Annotated in this window: 12 protein-coding genes; 4 read left to right on the plus strand and 8 right to left on the minus strand. The window is 34.9% G+C overall.

What is annotated here, in order from left to right; translation table 11 throughout:
• Nucleotide 1: 1 nt before the first annotated feature.
• Together AAC601_RS08190 and dapA are read left to right on the plus strand one after the other, a co-directional pair.
• Nucleotides 2-532 (plus strand): hypothetical protein, encoded by a 531-nt coding sequence (locus AAC601_RS08190; RefSeq protein WP_303268650.1) that lies wholly within the window; start codon nt 2-4, stop codon nt 530-532.
• On the plus strand, nt 504-1,406 hold the full coding sequence (gene dapA, locus AAC601_RS08195) for a 4-hydroxy-tetrahydrodipicolinate synthase (protein ID WP_340152983.1): 903 nt from the start codon (nt 504-506) through the stop codon (nt 1,404-1,406). Before AAC601_RS08190 ends, dapA begins: the two co-directional genes overlap by 29 nt.
• Nucleotides 1,407-1,463: 57 nt before the next feature.
• Here dapA and AAC601_RS08200 read toward each other — a convergent pair whose 3' ends face one another.
• On the minus strand, nt 1,464-3,227 hold the full coding sequence (locus AAC601_RS08200; protein ID WP_340152984.1) for a UvrD-helicase domain-containing protein: 1,764 nt from the start codon (nt 3,225-3,227) through the stop codon (nt 1,464-1,466).
• Nucleotides 3,228-3,490: 263 nt separating this feature from the next.
• On the opposite strand from AAC601_RS08200, the gene AAC601_RS08205 reads away from it, so the two are divergent.
• Entirely contained in the window at nt 3,491-4,543 is a 1,053-nt protein-coding gene (locus AAC601_RS08205) for a serine hydrolase (RefSeq protein WP_340152985.1), read from the plus strand.
• Here the strand turns inward: AAC601_RS08205 and AAC601_RS08210 are convergent, their stop codons facing one another.
• From AAC601_RS08210 to lon, 6 genes are all read right to left on the minus strand, one after another.
• Nucleotides 4,544-6,583, minus strand: coding sequence for an OmpA family protein (locus AAC601_RS08210; RefSeq protein ID WP_303268655.1), 2,040 nt, complete (start codon nt 6,581-6,583; stop codon nt 4,544-4,546).
• A 189-nt stretch (nt 6,584-6,772) separates the two neighbouring features.
• On the minus strand, nt 6,773-10,864 hold the full coding sequence (locus AAC601_RS08215) for a hypothetical protein (protein WP_303268657.1): 4,092 nt from the start codon (nt 10,862-10,864) through the stop codon (nt 6,773-6,775).
• Between the two features lie 133 nt (nt 10,865-10,997).
• Nucleotides 10,998-11,726: an SDR family NAD(P)-dependent oxidoreductase gene (locus AAC601_RS08220; protein ID WP_340152986.1), complete on the minus strand. Its 729-nt coding sequence runs from the start codon at nt 11,724-11,726 to the stop codon at nt 10,998-11,000.
• A gap of 123 nt (nt 11,727-11,849) precedes the next feature.
• A complete protein-coding gene (gene hslU / locus AAC601_RS08225; protein ID WP_340152987.1) occupies nt 11,850-13,238 on the minus strand; it encodes an ATP-dependent protease ATPase subunit HslU in 1,389 nt (462 codons plus the stop codon).
• A complete protein-coding gene (gene porQ / locus AAC601_RS08230) occupies nt 13,235-14,284 on the minus strand; it encodes a type IX secretion system protein PorQ (protein WP_340152988.1) in 1,050 nt (349 codons plus the stop codon). The genes hslU and porQ overlap by 4 nt, the downstream gene beginning before the upstream one ends.
• Nucleotides 14,281-16,776 (minus strand): endopeptidase La, encoded by a 2,496-nt coding sequence (gene lon, locus AAC601_RS08235; protein WP_303268662.1) that lies wholly within the window; start codon nt 16,774-16,776, stop codon nt 14,281-14,283. Before lon ends, porQ begins: the two co-directional genes overlap by 4 nt.
• A 198-nt stretch (nt 16,777-16,974) precedes the next feature.
• Here lon and AAC601_RS08240 point away from each other — a divergent pair, with 198 nt between their 5' ends.
• Nucleotides 16,975-18,927: an OmpA family protein gene (locus AAC601_RS08240; protein ID WP_340152989.1), complete on the plus strand. Its 1,953-nt coding sequence runs from the start codon at nt 16,975-16,977 to the stop codon at nt 18,925-18,927.
• On the opposite strand, the gene rlmD is transcribed toward AAC601_RS08240, so the two are convergent.
• The gene (gene rlmD, locus AAC601_RS08245; RefSeq protein WP_340152990.1) at nt 18,928-20,328 is read right to left on the minus strand and encodes a 23S rRNA (uracil(1939)-C(5))-methyltransferase RlmD; all 1,401 of its coding nucleotides are present in this window, start codon (nt 20,326-20,328) and stop codon (nt 18,928-18,930) included.
• Nucleotides 20,329-20,586 lie beyond the last annotated feature (258 nt).

Here is a 20,586-nt window from a genome sequence, read left to right on the forward strand (position 1 = left end):
AGTGATTAAGCACAAGATTTTATCGTATAAAGTTAAAAGAGGACAGAAAAAGAGCAAATTTTTGCATCAGGCTTATCCCTATACTAAGCTTAAGAAAGTAGGAGTAATTTTCTCCTTTGAGGATCTAAAAAAACACGAAGCAGTCAAAAAATTCATTAAAGTATTACAGGCAGACGGAATAGAGGTAAAAGCGCTTGCCTATAAACCAAAGTCAACACAGAACTTTGAGTTCTACTTTGACTTTTTTGAAGATAGAGATCTTGGCTTTTTTGGCAAGATTGATAACCCGTATTTTTTGAGTTTTATAGATCAAAAACTGGAGTATTTATTTTGCTTAGATGACACGCTAAACTTGTACATGCAATATTTGTTAGTGAATACTAAGTCCGACACGAGAATTGGTGCCTACCAGGCTAATTCAGATAATGCGTCATTTTTTGAATTGATGATCAAGCCAAGAGAAAGTGGTGATACCAAAATTTTAACAGAAGAGATAATTCATTATGTCAGAAAAATTTCAGGAAACAACTAAAAAATTTACAGGGGTGGGACCCGCATTAATCACCCCATTTAAGGAAGATTTAACAGTAGATAGAGAAGCTTTAGAAAAGCTATTGAGACATACTGCCAAAGGAGCAGATTATTTTGTGGTGCAGGGTACCACTGGTGAATCTGCTACAACAACATTAAAAGAGAAGCAAGAAATATTAGCTTTTGTAAAAGCACATAATCCTAAGCAATTACCTATCGTATTTGGTGCTGGGGGCAATAATACTCAGGCAGTAATTGATTTGCTTGGCGAAATGGATTTGTCTGGAGTGGACGCAATTCTATCTGCTTCTCCTCATTATAATAAACCTTCGCAAGAAGGGATATATCAGCATTTTGTCAAAATTGCAGATTCATCACCAATCCCCGTCATTCTATACAATGTTCCAGGAAGAACTGCTTCGAATATGAAGGCAGAAACCACCTTAAGATTGGCCCAGCATAAAAACATTATTGGCATCAAGGAAGCATCAGGTGATTTAAGTCAATGTATGGAAATCATGGCTAATAAGCCCGAAGAATTTCTTTTGATTTCAGGAGATGATTTGTTGACCAATTCTATGATTACATTGGGTGCGGTGGGCGTAATTTCCGTAATGGCCAATCCATTTCCGGAAGTTTTCGCTAATATGGTTCATAATGCTTTGAAGGGAGATTTTGTAAAGGCAAATGAAAGTCTGTTTAAGTTATTGCCAATCAATTCGCTCATGTACGAGGAAAGTAATCCAGTAGGGGCAAAGGAGGCATTACGACAACAAAGTGTTTGTAAAAATTATGTTAGATTGCCATTATTGCCAGCAACTGATGGGTTGTCCAAAAGAATAGCAAAGAAAATTAAGGAATTTGGGTTGAGGTAGATTTTATAATGTAGGCATAGGGCATGTCCTGCGCCTACATTATAAAATTGTTGGACATCAAAATTCTTCCGTATTATAAATCCTTCTAATCCTTGATCTAATAGCCCCTTTAGTCCTCCCAAAATGATTGGCTAAATCTTTTGTGCTCAATCCTTCTTCAAACATGTATTTCAATTCTTTGTCCAGTTCATCATTCCATGGCGCATAGGCTTTTTTGTGCTTTTCCCTGATTTCTTCGACATCATAGGATTTTTCTTCGAAGCTGTTAACCTTTAAATCTTTAATAGAAGCATCTTCATTCACTTTCTTTTTCTTCAGTAAAATGATGTGCTCATTCTTAGGCCAATTCTCCGGTAGAAGTTCTTCCTCAATGTAAAGTTTATTTTGGGTTCTGGTTATTGCCACGTACAACAAATTGATTTCTTCATTCAATTTTTCCTTTATCAAATCAGGAAGATTCTTTTGTTGGGATAATTTCTTTAATTTTTCTTCTGTCAAGAAATCATTTACCAAATGCACTGAATCATATTCCATTCCTTTACATCTATGAACTGTAGAGAATATGATGTTGGCTTTTTCTCTATCCTGATTTTCTACATGTTTTTCTTTTAGTTGCTTGATATATTCCGGTATTTCATTTCCATATTCTCTCACCAACTCCACCATCATACCCAATTGCATATCTTCGGTCTTCTCAATATACTCTTCCAAATTTTCCAGCGTATTCATCTTTTTAATTAATGGGTCACGGATGAATTTCCTTTTCCCATTGTACAGATTCAAAACATCATAGAGCGAAGTGCCATCATCAGCATAAGTGTAGGAGTTAATATTGCCTTCGAAATAAATTCCCTCTAAGTTCGCCCGTTCGGATATGTAGTCGATTGCTTTCGTTAATAAACCAAGGTTGGTGCGAGCCAATACTGCCTTCTGTTCACCTTTTGAAGGCTCACCTTTACCTTTTATGTGGAACTTCACATCTGCTTGAAGATGTTTTTTTCTTTCCACAATGGCCTGAGCCAATCGGGCTATTTTTTCATTGAATCTAAAGCTACTGGATAGTTCAAACGCTTTAAAATTTACCATTTCCAATGAGTTTACCGCATAGCGCCATGAGTAAATTTGCTGATGAGTATCGCCCACTATTACCTTCACTGCTTTTTGCTGAAGGAACACATCCAGCATGGCAGGAGAGGCGTCTTGCCCCTCGTCAAAAAGAATGTAATCATATTTTAACTGGGGTTTGAGTAGTTGAAATTTCTTTAAATAGAAGTCATGAGTCATCGCGATTTCGCCACTGTTCATTTTGGCCAAAAACTCTCGGGTTTTCTTTTTGATGTACGAGTTGTTACCTTTTACAAATGTATAGACCTTTTTATCAGAAATGGTGTCCTGATAATTCAATTCTCCCACTTTGGTAGCATTGCTATTGCAAAAATATGCAGTGAATTTATTAATATGGTTGGCCATTATCATTTCGGCCATGGGCTCACTTTTTATATTAAGGTCTAAAATATCAGCCAATTCATGGTTTTTGTACCCGGTGCTATTAATTTCTAGATTGTTTCCAACGATTACATGCTTGAATGCCAACGAATGTGCAGTTTGTACTTCAACATTGAAAAGCTTTTTAGATTTAAATTTTTTGGTGGCTTCCAATTTTACAGATTTGTTAAAAGCCAGATAGAGAATTTTACTGTTTTTAGATCTGCTTTCTGCATAAGCAATCAAGGTAGTGGTTTTGCCAGATCCTGCTACTGCATTAATTTTGATGTTTTCATTTGATGTGATAATGGAGGATTGTTGTTTAGTTAATTGCATTGGTTGATAATTTTAAACTAATCCTTATGTAGATAGACTTCAATATGTGTTAATCAGTTAATATATACTTTAAAATTATTAAAAATATATAAATCAAAAAATTGATTGAGGCAATAATCAGTTGAGAAGTTATCGACTAGTATAGTTGAAATGAAAGTAGAATATTGATTATAGAATTTAAGTATATTTGCTCCGTTTTTGATGCAACCAATCGTTTTTGCAATGCATCTCTTCCTTAGTCACCACCAAAAATTTTAAAGATTTTGAAAAAAATACTTCCCCTTTTATCCATTATATTTCTTTTTGCATGTGCCGAAAAAGAAGCAGGATTGGAATATATTTCTCATCAGGAAAGTGGTTTAGAATCACATATGTTGGATAGTTTAGATAGCTTTTTGGGTTCTGCAGGCTCGTCATCTTTAATGATCATGGTTGATGGTAAAATTGCACATCAATATGGCGACATTACTAAAAAACATACTGTACATTCCATTAGGAAATCATTAATTAATAGTTTGTATGGAATTGCTATAGAAGAGGGATTGATAGATACTAGCGCAACACTAGAAGAGTTGGGAATTGATGATCTTAATACATTGACCAAGCAAGAAAAACAAGCTAGTGTTGCAGATCTTTTAAAGTCTCGTTCTGGTGTTTATCACCATGCAGGAGCAGTTTCAGAGGGAATGTTGGAAAATATGCCTCAACGGGGTCAATATGCTCCAGGCGAATATTTTTATTACAATAACTGGGATTTCAATGTTCTCGGTTACATACTAGAAGAGGCTACCAATAAAACTATATACGCATTATTTGAGGAGAAAATTGCAAAACCTATTGGTATGGAAGACTATGCTGGTGAATTTATTGAAATAGACGGTGAAAACCCGGATTCTGAAATTCCTGAAACTGATGGGTTCTATCAGAAAGAATCTTCAAAATCTAAATATCCAGCTTATCACTTTAGGCTTTCATCTCGGGATATGGCACGCTATGGACAGCTTTATTTACAAAATGGAAGGTGGCATGGAAAGCAGATTGTACCAAAAAAATGGATAGAAGCTAGTACTACTCCTCACAGCATTACGAATCCTGACTATGGTATCGCCTATGGAATGCTTTGGTATGTATTGTATCCAAATGAAAATAGAAGTACTAAATCCTATTACCATACTGGAAATGGTGTTCATATGTTGGGTGTTTACCCAGGAAGTAACATGGTTTTAATCCATAGAGTAGACACTGAATCCCCTTACAGTTTTCATCAAGGAAATTTTTACCAAATGATATCCAAGGTATTTGGGAGCTTCAAATAGTTACTTTGCCACAATAGTAAACTCTACTCGCCTGTTTTTAGCTCTGCCCTCATCAGTATCATTGCTATTTATCGGAGCCGTTTCTCCCATCCCTTTCGCAGTCATTCTATCTGATGCAATTCCTTTTTCAATTAAGTATTCCATTACTGATTGCGCTCTGCCTTCACTTAAAGTTAAGTTATAGTCATCACTGCCTTTGCTATCAGTATGCCCAATAATATCTATTTTGATACCTGCATTTTGAATCATTAAATCTGTCAGCCGATCTAATTCCGGGAATGAAACTTCTTTTAGTGTGGTTTTATCAAAATTGAAATAGATGTTGTTTATGATTACTGTTTTACCTACTTCAATAGGTGACATTTCCAATGTAGTAGAATACTCTCTAAAATCTTGATTATCGCCAATGGTCAAACTGTCTTCCAGATTCAGATAATTTATTTTTTTACCCCTAATGACTAGTTCGCCATGCTTCGGAACTTTGAGCTGAAAAGTACCATCAGTATTGCTAGTTAAACTACTAAAAGTAGAGTCTTGAATTTCAAAGCTAAGCTCTGCTTCTAATGGTTCTTTAGATTTTTCGTCTATCACTATGCCAGAAATAAGGTAGGGTTTATAAGCTTTGTTCATTTGGTAATCCTTTCTGATCTCATAGGTGTATTCACCTTCTGGTATTTTCACCGAAAATGCTTCTATAATGTCTTCATACTCATCTGATAGAACTCTGATTTCATAATCTCCAGCACCATTTAAATTGATTGCATAACCACCATCTTTAAACCTAGTCCCAGCAGAGTCCGTGAAATTTTTCTTTTTAACGATTACTTTAGCATTTACAGGGTTTAAGGTTCTAGCGTCCGTAATCAAGCCGTTTAAAGTAACTTTTGTTTCTATTGGAGTTAAATAGAAATCTTTATTAATTACAGTATCCTTCAAAATGTTTGTTAAATCTAAGGTTTCATTTAATTGTTCATATCCTATTTTTGCAGAAATGAAACTGAAGTTTTTATTTTGATAGGTTGTGAATTTGTATTTTCCATCGGATTTAACATCAAAATTTAGTGCCTTGCTACCTTCAGGTTCAGCAGTTAAGTAGACGGCTAAAGGTTCTTTGCTAGCTGCATTGAATACCTGGCCTTTGACGATAATTTTTGCTTTAGGAATTAAGCCATATACGTTCATGTTGCTTCCATCAGCGCTAACATAAGTTCGGGTTGTAAAAGCATTATTCCCAGTCTCATCAACAGAAAAGTAAGAGTCAAATCCATCAGTATTAATAGGAGTGCCAATATTCTCTGGTTCGCTCCAATTCAGCCAACTGTCATCCAGTCTTTTTACTTTCCAGATATCCACTCCTCCCATCCCACCATCTCGATTACTAGCATAGTACATCACTTTATCATTTTCGGTTAAATAGGGGCCAAATTCATCTTTATAGGTGCTAAGAGACTTTATCATTATGGGTTTGGAATAGTTGCCATCTGCTTTTCTCATGCTTAAGTAAAGGTCGCTATACGGTTTTTTCGAACGTTCATTCATGTAGATTATGATTGCGCTGCGGTCCTGACTAATAGTTGCACCTGAAAACACACCCTGATTCATTTCCTCATAATCTTCCACTTCTAACTCTTCCGTTTTGCCCCAACCTTTATTATCCTTTGTTACAATCGAAAAGCCATCTTTATTTTTATTTCTTCCTCCTCGTATGAACAAGGCATTTCCCTCATCTAAAATCGTGTATACCTGATTAAACTTTCTTTTGTTGAATGGTGACTCCATATGTATGGCCTGACCCCAGCTTCCGTCCGCTTGCTTATCCGAATACCATATATCCTGAGAATTGTCCCGTCCCTCGTTATTTTCAGGATGATTTGAAATGGTAAAATATAGTCTTTGATTATCAGGAGTGACAAGGGGAGCACTTTCATGATAGCGTGAGTTAACTTCTTTATTGAGTTCTACTAATTGATAAAGAATTTGCTCATTTTGTGCAGAAATTAAATAGGGCAGAAATAAAAAGAGGAATCCTAGCTTTTTCATATTTGATATTTTGACGTAAATATTAATAAAAAGAAGAAAAATAGCTATTCATCGAATAATAATATCCCTTTGTCTGTAATATTTACAATTAGATTATATCAAATCTATAGTCACAAGCTAATTTAAGGATCGCAAACCTAAAACTTATTTTCTATTGAGTGATTTCAGACTGGGAGAAATACTTGAAATTTAGTCTTCGATTTGGTCTTTATTTTCTTTGTAATAGGCCTTTGCTTCTTCTTTGCTCTTTTTGATGCCAATACTACTTACTGCACCGCTTAAAAGGGCTTTTGCCCACAAGTTAAAAATTGATCTACTTTCAATTCGCTCATAAAAGATATTTCCTTGTTGCAGTTTAAACCATCGGGGATTTTTGTTACTCACTACGAAGCTGTTCGCAAATATGGTTTTGAGGTTGTTTCCAAATCCTTTGGATTGATACGTTTCCCTGTCTAAGATGTCAATTTTCAAATTATTATATCGAAATTCCATCAATCCCTCAGCATAATCTTCATTTCCCTTAAAATTGATATTTACGCCTTCATTATATCCAGAGCGGACCTCAATTGCCCCTAGTGGTATTAACATTTCATTCAAATTTCTTAATTCCATTGGACTAATATTCCCAAGAAATTGAAATTCACCTTTTTCCGAAGGTATAGGGAAATTCACTTTGGTATTAAATTTAGCGGCCTCATTTAATCTCCCCTTTGCTTGCAACAACATTGGCTTCCCACTTTTAAAATGGTGGCTTCTCATATTAAAAATAAATCCACTGTCAATGTTTAGGGTCATGGTTCCAATACCCGAAGCTTCCTTTGGCACTATATGAATATGTATATCAGAGTTTACCAAAACGGAATCCACGCTGAAAGCAAAGTCAGATTTTGAAAGTACTTGTTGTGGCATGGGTACTCGCCTCTGATCATTATGAGGGACGTTTAGGTCGCGAAATACCGTAAGATCTCCATTTGCAACTTTTAATTTATTAAGGATGAATTTTTCAGCAATTAACAAACTATCAATATTTAGCTGTTCTAATTCTAGTGATGATATATCTAACTTAAACCAATCATTTTGTGATTGAATGTGATCGCTATATTCAAAACGGTCATATTTCGACCTCATTTTTATATTATGAGCCTGAAAGTTGGATGCAGGATAACTGAAGGTATATTCATCGGCATAAACAGTATAGTGTTTACCAAAATTTTCTCTATAATCTTTACCTGTGAAAATTAAAGATTCAATGTGATGATGTATTTCTTTTGGATTTAATGTCGAATCTACCTTTAAAGCATTTATAGATAAGTCTGCTTGTCTAACGTAGAAATTTCTTTTTCTTTCTTTATGAAAAATCTTAATGTTGATATTATTGGAATTCAATTGCTCGATCTTCAATTGCTTGAAAGGTAATTCGATACTTTCGGCTATTGAAGATTTATCCTGATTTTCAATCTTAAAGTTAAAGTTCGTTTTCGTACTGCTAATTTCTTGAATAACTACTCTATTTTTTCGTAAATACTCACCCAAATAGGCATTTTGAAGTTTTAGATTTTGAATTTCCAAAGAAGTAGCACTGTCAGATCCCATAAATCTAAAACTTCTTATTTCTCCCGCTTTATCATAGCTTCGATAGCTCAAGTTTTTGACGGCAATTGTATCTGAATTTGCTGTATAAAGAGTAAAAGTTTCATTATTAATTGTAAAATCCTCTGCATAAACCAGATCGCTATTGGCTTTTTTAGGAAAGTTAAGATTTTGAAATTCCAATTTTGAGTTAAAACTCTGAAATTTGCTATTTTTATTTTCGGCATTCAAAAGTGAAACACTAGATCGCACTACATTAACATTGGCATTCCCAACTGCAAATTTAAATTTACTAGCATTTTCATTTTTTGATTCGAAATATTTATTTAAAGCTGTAGTCCCAATGTAATTCAATTGTTCAATATTGATCAACATATTATCTGCTTCAAAACTGTTGTTTTGAAAAAGCGCATCTTTATTGAAATTACTAAATTTGATTTCTGGTATTTTTACATCAAGAGATAAACTGTCATTTCGTTGTATAGGCTGTATATTCAATTGCTGAAGAGATAATTGATTTTGATTTTTCGGAAGAACTAATTTTGTCACGCTAATCCGATGTTTTAATTGCTCATCTTCAAATCGTAAATCCTTAGCTAAAATCTGAAAAAGCCTTACTTCATTTTGATAATTAAGATCAATATCAAAATCAGCAATATTCAAACTTCGGTATTTATCGATTTGGTATTTTAATGCACCTTCTTGAAGTAGAATATTGATTGGTTTTTGAGGAAATATCCATGCATTACCCTTGTTAGATTGTTTTTTCAAGTCTTTATAGCTAAGCTTTAATTGAGGTTTTAAAAGTGTTAAACTGTCTATATTGAGCTTTTTCTTATTAATGATGCTATCCAATTCAACACCCCTAAGACTTAAGTAATCGATTTTTATTTGGTCTCTCAACCCTTGAAAATCTAAATTTAAATTGTTTAGATCCAGCGAGTGAAGATTATTTTGCGATTGAAAAGTGCTTATACGAACTTTTCCGTTCGTCATATTATAAACCAATTCCTGTCCATTTATTAAGGTACTATCAGATATTTTGTGCCATGATTGTAGCGTTGAATCTATCTGTAAAAAGTGCGCTTGAATGTTTAAAGACTTTCCTTTAAATATATCCGCAACCTGCAGATCAGAATTGAGCACTGCAAATTTCTTCAACTTTATTTCAGTGAAATTTTTACCTAGTATTTTGTACAATTCTTCAGGTGTAATGATTGCTTGCTGTTTGTCACTATTTTTAAAATAGGGAGGAGTTATTTCTATTTTTGCATTTCTAAGTGTCAAATCCTGTAAATCAATGCGATCGTTATCATAAATATTTCTGTGGGCTATTCCTCGCATTTCAAGTATGGGAAGGTTTAAGGTGAACTGCGTTAAAGTGCTGTCTTTCAGTGTTCTGGACGGTCTTATTTCTAGGTTCTTGACAAGTAGGGTAGAGTCAAGAGTGTTGAAATTCAACTTTTTGAATTTGATGTTATGAAGATTGTCAGGCAAAAGATAATCATAGTCATTAATTTCAACTGAAGCATTTTCAAAATAGTGAATAATGTTTTGAATATCTCTTTGTGTGGAGTCCAGCTCAATATTGAATAAATCGATACTTATGTTGTCGGATAAAAATCTTTGTTGATTATCGCCCTTTAAAGTTAGATTGAGACCCCCTTCGTGAATTCTAAAGTCATTTATCTTTATTAAATCAAAGAGAGCTAGTAATGAGGCACCTATGCTGTTTTCAGCTTGCTCTGTATTTAGCTTTCTAGATTTCAGAACAGATTGGATTTTGATCTTAGGTTTTGGAATATTGACTTGCTCAACTACCAGAAAATTATCCTCATATGCTTTTAGATAATTGATTCCTTTCAATTCTAAAGTAGGGACATCTATATCGTATACATTTTGATTTTGTTTTTCAAATACTTCTGCTCCATCAATATCCTTTCGAACAGTAATTTTGAGATCATTGAAATTGAGAATTGAATCTTTGGTGGAAAGTTCAAAGCCTTCAAAACTCAATTCATGAATGCTGTCAGGAAGTAATATAGATTGTTGGTTAACACCTAAATTAATGGCTTCAGAGTAGAAGATTTTCTTCTTTTTCCTTTGTTGTGAAACAGTAAATTCTTCCACTGAAAAGTCAATGGCTTTCAATTTGAAATTACTAGGTGAATGATTTACAGATCCGCTTCTTACTTTTAAGAAATTGATTTGCAATAAATCTAGATATTGAGATATAACATCGTAAAGTTGACCTGTTTCCCGCCCAAATTTTAGTGGTTTTTTTTCAGGATTTATTTTGGTCATGAATAACTTCGGGTCAATCACTTCGATTCCATCTACAACTAGTTCCTTATCTGTGTAAATTCTGATTACTGATTCTAGTGAGATATAGACTTGAGCCACTTGTGCTTCATAAATGTTTTTAGCGTTAATGGAATCTTGCCTGTTTTCAGGAGTGGCTGTAAGTTCTAGATTATTGATGGTGATCGACTTTTTAAAGAGATTTAATTCGATATCATCGAAATTAATTCGATAAAGTCCTTGGCTTTCTTTTGCAATTAGTTCTTGTAAATAGTCGCCCGAAATTCTGTTTCCTACTTTTCTTAACTGGTCGTTTACAATGAAGCCAACAGCGAAAATAAGTATGGCAAAGCCGATAGTTCGGTATAATCTTTTACGTTTTCGGTTCATAGAAATCTAAAAGCTTAAGATAAGCTTTTTGACTGAATTAGTAGTGAATTTGATTTAAAATCTAATTTAATAGTTAGTTAAAACTAAGGATTTCTATTTCTGTACTGTATTTTACTTTAACTGGGAAGAGAATTTACACTTGTCTTACATCCAAAATGACGTCCGTGTATTGACCCAAATTATTAATGAGGTGGAAATACTTTTCAGCTACTTCTGCTTCACTACTTAGCTGGTTGTCTGCTTTTAGATTTTTGAATTTATCTACCCCACTGAAGGATTTTTCATTAGTGTTTCGAATTTGTGTTTGCATTTCAGTATCTACTACTCCAGGTGCAATAGCTTTGATGATGAAGCCGGTTCCATCCATTTCAGCTTCTTTCGCTGCTACTTTTGAAGCCATATCTAATGCAGCTTTTGAAGCGCAATATCCTGACCAGCCGTCAACAGCATTTTTACCTGCTCCAGAACTTATATTAATGATGATTTTTTCACTTTCATTATCTTTCAAATCACGTATAAACTGATTCATCAGAAGGAGAGGAGCATTTACATTTAAATCAAATAAAGCGGGAATGCTTTTACTGTCAATTTTTCCTAAATGCTCAATATCCCCTAAAGTTCCGGCATTGTTTATTAATACGATCTTTTGAAAACCTGAAGTATTCGAAAATATTTGAGGCAATTTTTCAAGAAGCGTAGGAATATTAGACAAATCATAAGTCAATGCTTTGTAATTTTCATGCTCAATAGAATGAGTTCTATTGATTCCCCATACTTCAGCCCCAGTTTTTAAGGCTTTTTCGGCCAATCCTCTTCCAATACCCTTGCTTGCTCCTGTTATAATGAATAGTGATTTCTTCATAATGTAAATATTAATACCTTATACATAATCGAATGAGATGAATTTAAGTTTTGTTTTATGGCGTACAAAAAAGCCCGGAATTTCATTTAAAATTACGGGCTTTAATAATTGATGAATTTTAGATTACAAAATATACTGACTCAAGTCTTTATCCTTCACTAAACCATCTAATTTTTCGCCTACCATTTGTTTAGTAATCACTACTTTGGCATTGGCTCCAATTTTATCTGGAATATCAAATAGTAATTCATTTAATAATCTACTCATGACAGTTTGCAATCTTCTTGCTCCAATATTTTCTACCTCAGAATTGACTTGATATGCTATTTCAGCCAATTCTTCCAAGGCATCATCATCAAATTGTAAATCTACCTCTTCTGCTTTCAATAAGGCCGTGTATTGCCTTGTCAGCGCATTTTTAGGCTCTTTTAAAATTCTTAAGAAATCAGCTTTCGTTAAGCTGTCCAGTTCTACCCTGATTGGGAATCTACCCTGTAATTCAGGAATCAAATCAGAGGGCTTGCTTACATGGAATGCTCCAGCTGCCACAAATAATATATGGTCTGTGTGTATAAGCCCATATTTGGTATTTACTGCGCTACCTTCCACAATTGGCAACAAATCTCTTTGTACTCCTTCTCGGCTAACATCACCACCGCTTGAGTTCCCACTTCCTTTCGCAATTTTATCAATTTCATCAATGAAAATCATTCCAGTGTTTTCAGCTTTCTTGATGGCCTCTTCTTTCACTTCATCCATATCAATAAGCTTGGAAACTTCTTCATCAATCAATATTTTCCTAGCCTCTTCAATGGTTACTTTTCGCTTTTTATTTTTCTTCGGCATCATATTGCTCAACATATCCTGAAGGTTGATCATAGATGTCTCATCCATCATACCTCCGCCTACCATGCCCATGCCATTATTGGCAGGAGTCTTCACATTGATATCAATTTTTCTATCTTCCAATTCACCATTTCGCAATTTTTCTCTGAATCGCTCACGAGTCTTTTGGTTTAAATCATAATCATTCTCAGGTACTTGATTATCAGCTGTAGTGTTTACAGGGCGCTGATTTGTTGATTTCATTGGTGGAATTAAGGCATCTAAAATAATGTCTTCCACTGCTTGCGAAGCCTTTTCTTTCACTTCTTCTTTCTTCGAGGCTTTCACTAAATTTACTGATTGCTCAACCAAATCACGCACCATGCTTTCCACATCGCGCCCAACATAGCCCACTTCTGTAAATTTAGATGCTTCCACTTTCGTAAATGGGGCATCTGCTATTTTTGCCAATCTTCTGGCAATTTCTGTTTTACCTACACCCGTTGCTCCAATCATTAAAATATTATTGGGTACAATTTCTCCCTGAATATCCTCAGGTGTATTCATCCGTCTCCATCGGTTACGCAAGGCAATGGCCACATTTCGTTTAGCGTCATTTTGTCCAATAATATATTTATCAAGTTCTGCAACGATTTCTTTCGGTGTCAAAAATAAATTCTTGTTCATGATTTCTTTTTTACAAATTCTTTCAAATTACATCCCAGCGTTATAAAATGCGCAAAACCGCCCGCCTGGTAAATGGCATTTGAATAAGCCATATTAAATTTTTTGGTTTGGAAATAAACTCCAAATGTAAAACCACCTGCTCCACCAACTTGTTCAGCCCTCAATGATTGTCTTATTAAGTGGTTATATCCAGCCCTTAGATTTACATTTTTCCCTAAAACTACCTCTGTCCCAATGGTAAGGTGCTGAAATATTTTATCAAATGTATTGGGGGAATTATTATTCACGTCCGTAAATACCACATTATCATCATCACTCAACAAACTTTCGTCAAAATAGCTTAGATCATATTGATAGAGCCTGTTTAATGTTAGTGAGAAACGGAAGGGCATGAACTCAGGTTTGTAAGTTCCACCTACTTGTATATCAAAAGGTAAATTTCGATTTCCCACCACATATTTTGATGTGAAAAAGCCTAAGTTTTTAATAACCAATCCAAAACTCAGTTCTTCATCAGGATGGACAAATGCCCCACCCAAATCAACTAATATAGCGGACTGATTAAATCCACTAATTTGAGATCCTACAAACTTCAGACTAGATCCATAGCGGAAAACTCCATCTTCTCTTGAATGGCTAATCTGGATGGCATAGTCAGACGCGCTAAAGTCTTCAGTTCTCGCTCCTGTATTATCAAAACCTTCAAACTGCCCATAATGAAAATAGCTAACACCAAAGCTAAACAAACCTAGGTTTTCAAATTCTTGAGCATAGGTCACTTGACTATTGTAAATATTAGCAAAATAAGGATTTACGCTAAATGACAGCTGACCGTCCATCTCTGAATTTAGCAAGGCAGGGTTTTGCCACACCATATTGACATCCCCTGCATTTGAACTTACATTGGCAGTTCCCAAACCAGCAACTCTAGCGTGATTAGGTTTTTCTAAAAATTCAAAGGCACGCAATCCTCCAATTTGACCAAATGAAATTGAACCAGTCAAACTGAAAATAATGAGGATTACTATGACCTTTTTTCCAATCATAAGGTACTAGCAGGTACTGTTTTTTTATTATCCTCTTCGGGAATCACAAAATCAATCGGATTTTTGATTTTCTCTTTCAATAAAGCAATTTCCAATACTTCACTTACTTGATCCACAAAGTGAATATTTAAACCTTTAATGTAGCGAGAATCAATTTCATCAATATCTTTTTTATTACGCTGACATAAGATCACATCTTTTATTCCAGCTCTTCTGGCAGCCAAAATTTTCTCTTTCAAACCTCCAATTGGCAATACCTTCCCTCTCAAAGTAATCTCACCAGTCATAGCTAATCTCGATTTCACTTTTCTTTGCGTGAAGATTGATGCTAATGATGTAATCATTGCGATTCCAGCCGAAGGCCCATCTTTTGGTACTGCCCCAGCCGGAACGTGGATGTGCAGATCGTAGTGATCAAATATTTTGTGGTGAATTCCTAATTCTTCTGCGTGAGATCGTAAATAGGAGAGAGCAGTCATTGCTGATTCTTTCATGACGTCCCCTAATTGACCAGAAAGTGTCAGTTTACCTTTCCCTCTGCTCAAGCTTGACTCTATAAATAAAATCTCTCCACCTACTGATGTCCAAGCCAAACCAGTCACCAATCCAGCAGTTTCATTATCTTGGTAAATTTCCTTCTCAAATGATTCTGCACCCAAGATCCTTAATACATCTGCAGGTTCAATCTTACTGTTGAATTCTTCCTCCATTGCTATGGATTTGGCAATGTTTCTCACAATTTTACCAATTGTTCGTTCCAATCCTCTAACACCTGATTCACGGGTATAATCTTCAATTACTTTTGCAATAGCTTTTCTGCTAAAACTAACATCTTTAGCTTTTAAGCCATGTTCCTTTTTCTGTTTAGGTATAAGGTGTTTTTTAGCAATTTCTACCTTCTCTTCTAAAGTATACCCAGTCACCTCAATAATTTCCATCCGATCTCTTAGTGCAGGATGAATGGTATCTAAAGAGTTTGCTGTTGCAACAAATAATACGTTTGATAAGTCATATTCAACTTCAAGATAATTATCCTGAAAAGTCTCGTTTTGTTCAGGGTCCAAAACCTCAAGCAAAGCAGAAGAAGGGTCTCCTCTAAAATCAGAATTAACTTTATCGATTTCATCTAGAATATAAACAGGATTAGATTTTCCTGCTTTTTTCATGTTTTGGACGATTTTCCCAGGCATAGCGCCCACATATGTTTTTCTATGGCCTCGAATCTCAGCTTCATCATGTACACCACCTAGCGACATACGTACATATTTCCTGCCTAATGCATCGGAGATTGATTTTCCCAATGAGGTCTTTCCAACACCTGGAGGTCCGTAAAGACACAAAATAGGGGCTTTCATATCCTGCTTTAATTTCAAAACAGCAAGATACTCTATGATCCTTTCTTTGACTTTTTCAAGACCATAATGATCACGATCTAATATTTTCTTGGCTCTTTTTAGGTCAAAGTTGTCTTTCGTCAATTCTCCCCAAGGTAATTCTAATAATAGCTCTACATAATTCATTGCAACAGGATACTCTGCAGCTTGTGGGTTAATGCGTGAAAGCTTATCAATTTCTTTATCAAAATGTTTTTGTACTTCTTTAGACCACTTCTTTTCCTGAGCTTTTAATCTTAGGTTATCTAATTCCTGATCAGGACTATCTTGTCCTAACTCATCCTGAAGCACTCTGATTTGCTGTCTAAGGAAATAGTCTCTCTGTTGCTGATCAATATCAGTGTGAACCTTTTTATGGATTTCATTTTTCAATTCCAGCATTTGGATGTCCTTAAGCATAAATTCTAGGAGAAGCGTTGCTTTTTCCTTAGCATTGGTTTTCTCCAACAGCTTTTGTTTTTCAGCTACATCTGAATTTATGTTGGAAGAAAGAAAATGAGTTAAGAAATTTGGATTCTCTATGTTGTCTAGAGCAACTTGTGCCTCCTGTGGAATTTCTGGATTCAGCTTTAGAATTTTACTTGCTGCATCCTTCAAAGACTGAATAACTGCCTTATTGGATTTTTGCTTAGGATCCAATTCCTCATCATTCAATTCTTCATAAGTAGAAATCAGAAATGGATCTTCCTGTACAATTTCTTTTACTGCAAATTTTTGTTTCCCTTGAATAATGATAGTGGTATTACCATCTGGTAGAACAATCATTTTAAGGATTCTGGCAACAGTTCCAACGCCATAAATGTCATCTTTACCAGGATCTTCTACTTTGCTGTTTGATTGGGCTACTACTCCAATTATTCTGTCGCCTTTATAAGCTTTCTTCACCAGCTTAATAGATTTTTGCCTTCCTACGGTAATTGGTATCACTACTCCTGGAAAAAGAACAGTATTGCGGATAGGTAATATCGGAAGTTGATCAGGTAATTCTTCCTCTCGCATACTGTTTTCTTCATCTGTTGAAATGAGTTGGATTAACTCACCAGTTTCATCATCATTTATATCTGAAAATACTTGTTGATGTTTAAATATTGAATCCATATATTATTTTAATTCTTACAGCCAATTTGGCATTTGAAATCTCTTTTTGAACCCTTTAATTGGGCTTATTCCATTATTCAATTGTTATGCCAATAAAATATTTCCTAATTTTGGAATTATTTTAGGTTCAAAACCGACATTTTTCGGATATTAAAGTTTAATATACTGACATATTTACCGTAAAACTATCAAATTGTCTTGAAGCACGCATTTAAATATTGCTTTTTCCTAACCTTATTTTTTATTTCAATAGATCTATCAGGTCAATTCAATCCTCAAGTAGAATTATCAAAGAAAGAAGCCGAAAAGTTATTCCCCTTTTATTTTCCCAATGTAAATCAATTTAATTTTTATGTGGATGAAAATGCCATGAATAGAATTGAAAGAGCACAAGAGAATAAAAACTGGGAAAAATTTAAGGATTTGCTGGAGGATTACGTCAAGAAGTTTGCAACAGAAAACTTCTATAAAGACACACGTTTGATCTGGCAGTTGGCCAAGATGGAGGAACTCTACGGGGATTTTGAAACTGCAAAAAGCTTATACAGACTCGCTTTAAAACATCATCAAAGTAGAATTGATTTAAAGCAAATGGAGATTTTTATGGATTCTGTTCAACTTGAGCAGACTGATGATTATGTCCCGATCGATTATTATTACGAGTTGGTAGATTTTAGAAAATCAATTGATACCCTTGTGCCCCCTCGCGGCATATTATTAAGCATGGGCAAGCAAATCAATTCAAATATGGAAGATTATGCTCCGGCTTTAACTTTGGATAATAAAACTATGATTTTTACCTCCAAAAGGAGTTTGAGTGGGAGTTTATTGTCAAACAATTCTAATGAGGATTTATATATAGCAATCCAGGAAGATGGAATGTGGCAAGATGCCGTTCAATTAAGGGATATTAATAGCCGATATAATGAGGGTTCAGCTACTTTAAATGCGGACGGTAATCAGATTATCTTTGCTAGATGTGGTTCTCCAGATGGTTTTGGGAATTGCGATTTATATGAAACGCATCTTCAAGAGGATAGCACTTGGAGTTCTGCAATCAATTTAGGTGCAAACTTGAACTCAAAGGCATGGGATTCTCATCCATCTTTGTCCGTAACCGGTGATTCACTGTTTTTTGCTTCAGATAGGATTGGGGGATTTGGTTTGTCAGATATTTACTTTTCTATAAAGGATGAGGATGGTAATTGGACAAGAGCTAGAAATCTCGGCCCTGTGGTGAATACCCGAGGGAATGAAGTAAGTCCCTTTATTCATCCACGATATAAAATTCTATATTTTAGTTCGAATGGTCATTTACTAAATTTTGGAGGCTTTGATATCTATAAAGCTAATTCGAAATTATTTTTGTGGGATGAACCTCAGAATATAGGGCCATTAATAAACACTGAAGGTGATGAGTATTATTTCACTATCGATTCAGACTCAGAAGATTTATTTTACGCTGGTTCCTCTTCAATGAGAAGCAGTAATCTAGATCTATTTTCTTTTCCTTTACCCATGGAAGCGCAGCCTGGTGCAAGTACTACCGTATCAGGAGTAGTGACTGATACAGTTCAGGGTAAACCATTTAGAGGTATTGTTTCCATAGTAGATATTGAAAACGGAATTGAAATTGCACCAAAATTTACAAGAGAAGATGGTAGTTTTGAGTTTAATTTGATTAATAATGCAAATTATGTAATGGTTGTGCAGTCTGATAAATTGTTCAGAATAGAAGAAATGTTTTTCCTTTCTGGAGACACAGTGATGAACAAAAATATTGATCCCGTCTCAAGTAAAATACGGTTTAAATCGATTGAATTTGAAGAAAATTCTTCCAAATTAAGACCAGATATGTACAGTGATTTGGATAAAGTAGTTGATTTCCTGTTAGATTATCCAGAATTTAAGCTTAAGATATCTGGTCACACTGACTCTTCAGGAGATGAGTTACGGAATAAGTCATTGTCTCAAGAAAGAGCAGATGCAATTCGCGATTACATAATTATTCTCCATCCTATTGAAGAAAATCGCGTGGTAGCTGTTGGGTTCGGAAACAATCAGCCAGTGGTTAAAGATGAAAAAACCGATGACGATAGAAGATTAAACAGGAGGGTAGAGTTTGAAATCTACCGTCCAGAATCTGAGTAGTTATCTTAACTCTAATAAAACCACATTTTCTACATGGTGTGTTTGTGGGAACATATCTACTGGCTGTACTTTAGAAACTTTGTACTTTTCGTCAAGTAAGGCGATGTCTCTAGCTTGAGTTGCTGGATTGCAGCTTACATAAACCACTTTCGGGGCCTTTATCCCAAGTATAGTTTCGATGACATCAGGATGCATGCCAGCTCTTGGCGGATCCGTTATAATAAGATCAGCTTTGCCGTTTTGTGCTAAAAATTCATCATTGAAAACATCCTTCATATCACCAGCAAAAAATTCAGTGTTTTCAATATTGTTTAATTGTGCGTTCACTTTAGCATCTTCAATGGCCTCAGGGACATATTCCACTCCAATCACCTTTTTGGCACTTTTAGCTATAAAATTTGCAATGGTACCGGTTCCAGTATAAAGATCATATACAGTTTCGGTCCCTTTCAAGTCAGCAAAATTTCTAGCCACTTTATATAGTTCGTATGCTTGCTCTGAATTTGTTTGATAGAAAGATTTAGGTCCAATTTTAAACTGCAAACCTTCCATTTCCTCAATGATGTGGTCTTTTCCGTGGAAGACATGCACGTCCAAATCGTGGAAAGTTTCATTTCCTTTTTGATTTATGATGTACAGCAGGGACGTGATTTCCGGGAAGCTCTCCTTAATGTGATTCATCATCAAATTAAGCCATTCAGTATTTTCTTCCGCAACTTGCAGAATTACCATAGTCTGACCAGTAGAAGAGGTACGGATGATTAAGTTTCTTAGAAAGCCAACTTGCTTGATTAAATTGAAATAACTAATGTTATGTTCTTTCGCAAAACGATCAACAGAATTCCGGATAGCATTGGAAGGATCAGCTTGAAGATAGCATTTTTCTATTTGGACTATCTTATCAAATCTCTTAGGGATATGAAAACCTAACGCGTCTGAATCAAATTTTTCACCTGATTCGATTTCCTCAGTCGTTAGCCATCTGTTGTTGGAGAAGGTGTACTCCATTTTATTTCTATAGAAAGTAGTGTTTTTGGAACCTAAGATCGGTAGCATTTCTGGCAGCTCAACCTTAGCAATTCTTTCCAAAGCATCTTTCACTTGTTCACTTTTGAAACCCAACTGATCTTCATAGCTTAAATGTTGCCATTTACAACCACCGCACACTCCATAGTGACTGCAAAACGGCTCAATTCTTAAGTCAGATTTTTTATGGAATTTTATGGCGCTTCCTTCTAGGAAACTTTTTTTCTTTTTATGAACCCTTACGTCAATAACATCTCCAGGAGCTGTATTTGCTACAAATACTACTTTATCTTTATAATAGCCCAATGATTTGCCTTCTGAAGCTATTTTTTCAATTGTTAATTCTTGTATAATCGGATGTGGTTTTCTTCCCATAGTCAGCAAAATTAGGCTAATAATTTTGAAGGGAAAAGCTAGCGCGTTGAATTTATGTTCGCTGCTCTAGTCAGCAATTGAAAATGTTGGACGTATTTATATTCTGTGTTGACGATGTAACTTGTAAAATCATTATTATAAAAACTGGATACTATATATTGATCCGATGATTTAAATCGTCAGTTATACGAAAACTTAAATTCAATTATTATTTCAGTTATTTTGAGAGATTTATTGAAGAAATGAAAACCTGCAAGG

Origin of the sequence: uncultured Marivirga sp., from assembly GCF_963974845.1 — a bacterium.
Taxonomy (GTDB): domain Bacteria; phylum Bacteroidota; class Bacteroidia; order Cytophagales; family Cyclobacteriaceae; genus Marivirga; species Marivirga harenae.

Bases quoted from the DNA above. Each gene is read 5' to 3' on its own strand.
- dapA (WP_340152983.1), top strand. From the start codon at position 504: ATGTCAGAAAAATTTCAGGAAACAACTAAAAAATTTACAGGGGTGGGA.
- hslU (WP_340152987.1), bottom strand. From the start codon at position 13,238: ATGAACAAGAATTTATTTTTGACACCGAAAGAAATCGTTGCAGAACTT.
- lon (WP_303268662.1), bottom strand. From the start codon at position 16,776: ATGGATTCAATATTTAAACATCAACAAGTATTTTCAGATATAAATGAT.
- AAC601_RS08220 (WP_340152986.1), bottom strand. From the start codon at position 11,726: ATGAAGAAATCACTATTCATTATAACAGGAGCAAGCAAGGGTATTGGA.
- porQ (WP_340152988.1), bottom strand. From the start codon at position 14,284: ATGATTGGAAAAAAGGTCATAGTAATCCTCATTATTTTCAGTTTGACT.
- AAC601_RS08210 (WP_303268655.1), bottom strand. From the start codon at position 6,583: ATGAAAAAGCTAGGATTCCTCTTTTTATTTCTGCCCTATTTAATTTCT.
- AAC601_RS08215 (WP_303268657.1), bottom strand. From the start codon at position 10,864: ATGAACCGAAAACGTAAAAGATTATACCGAACTATCGGCTTTGCCATA.
- AAC601_RS08200 (WP_340152984.1), bottom strand. From the start codon at position 3,227: ATGCAATTAACTAAACAACAATCCTCCATTATCACATCAAATGAAAAC.
- rlmD (WP_340152990.1), bottom strand. From the start codon at position 20,328: ATGGGAAGAAAACCACATCCGATTATACAAGAATTAACAATTGAAAAA.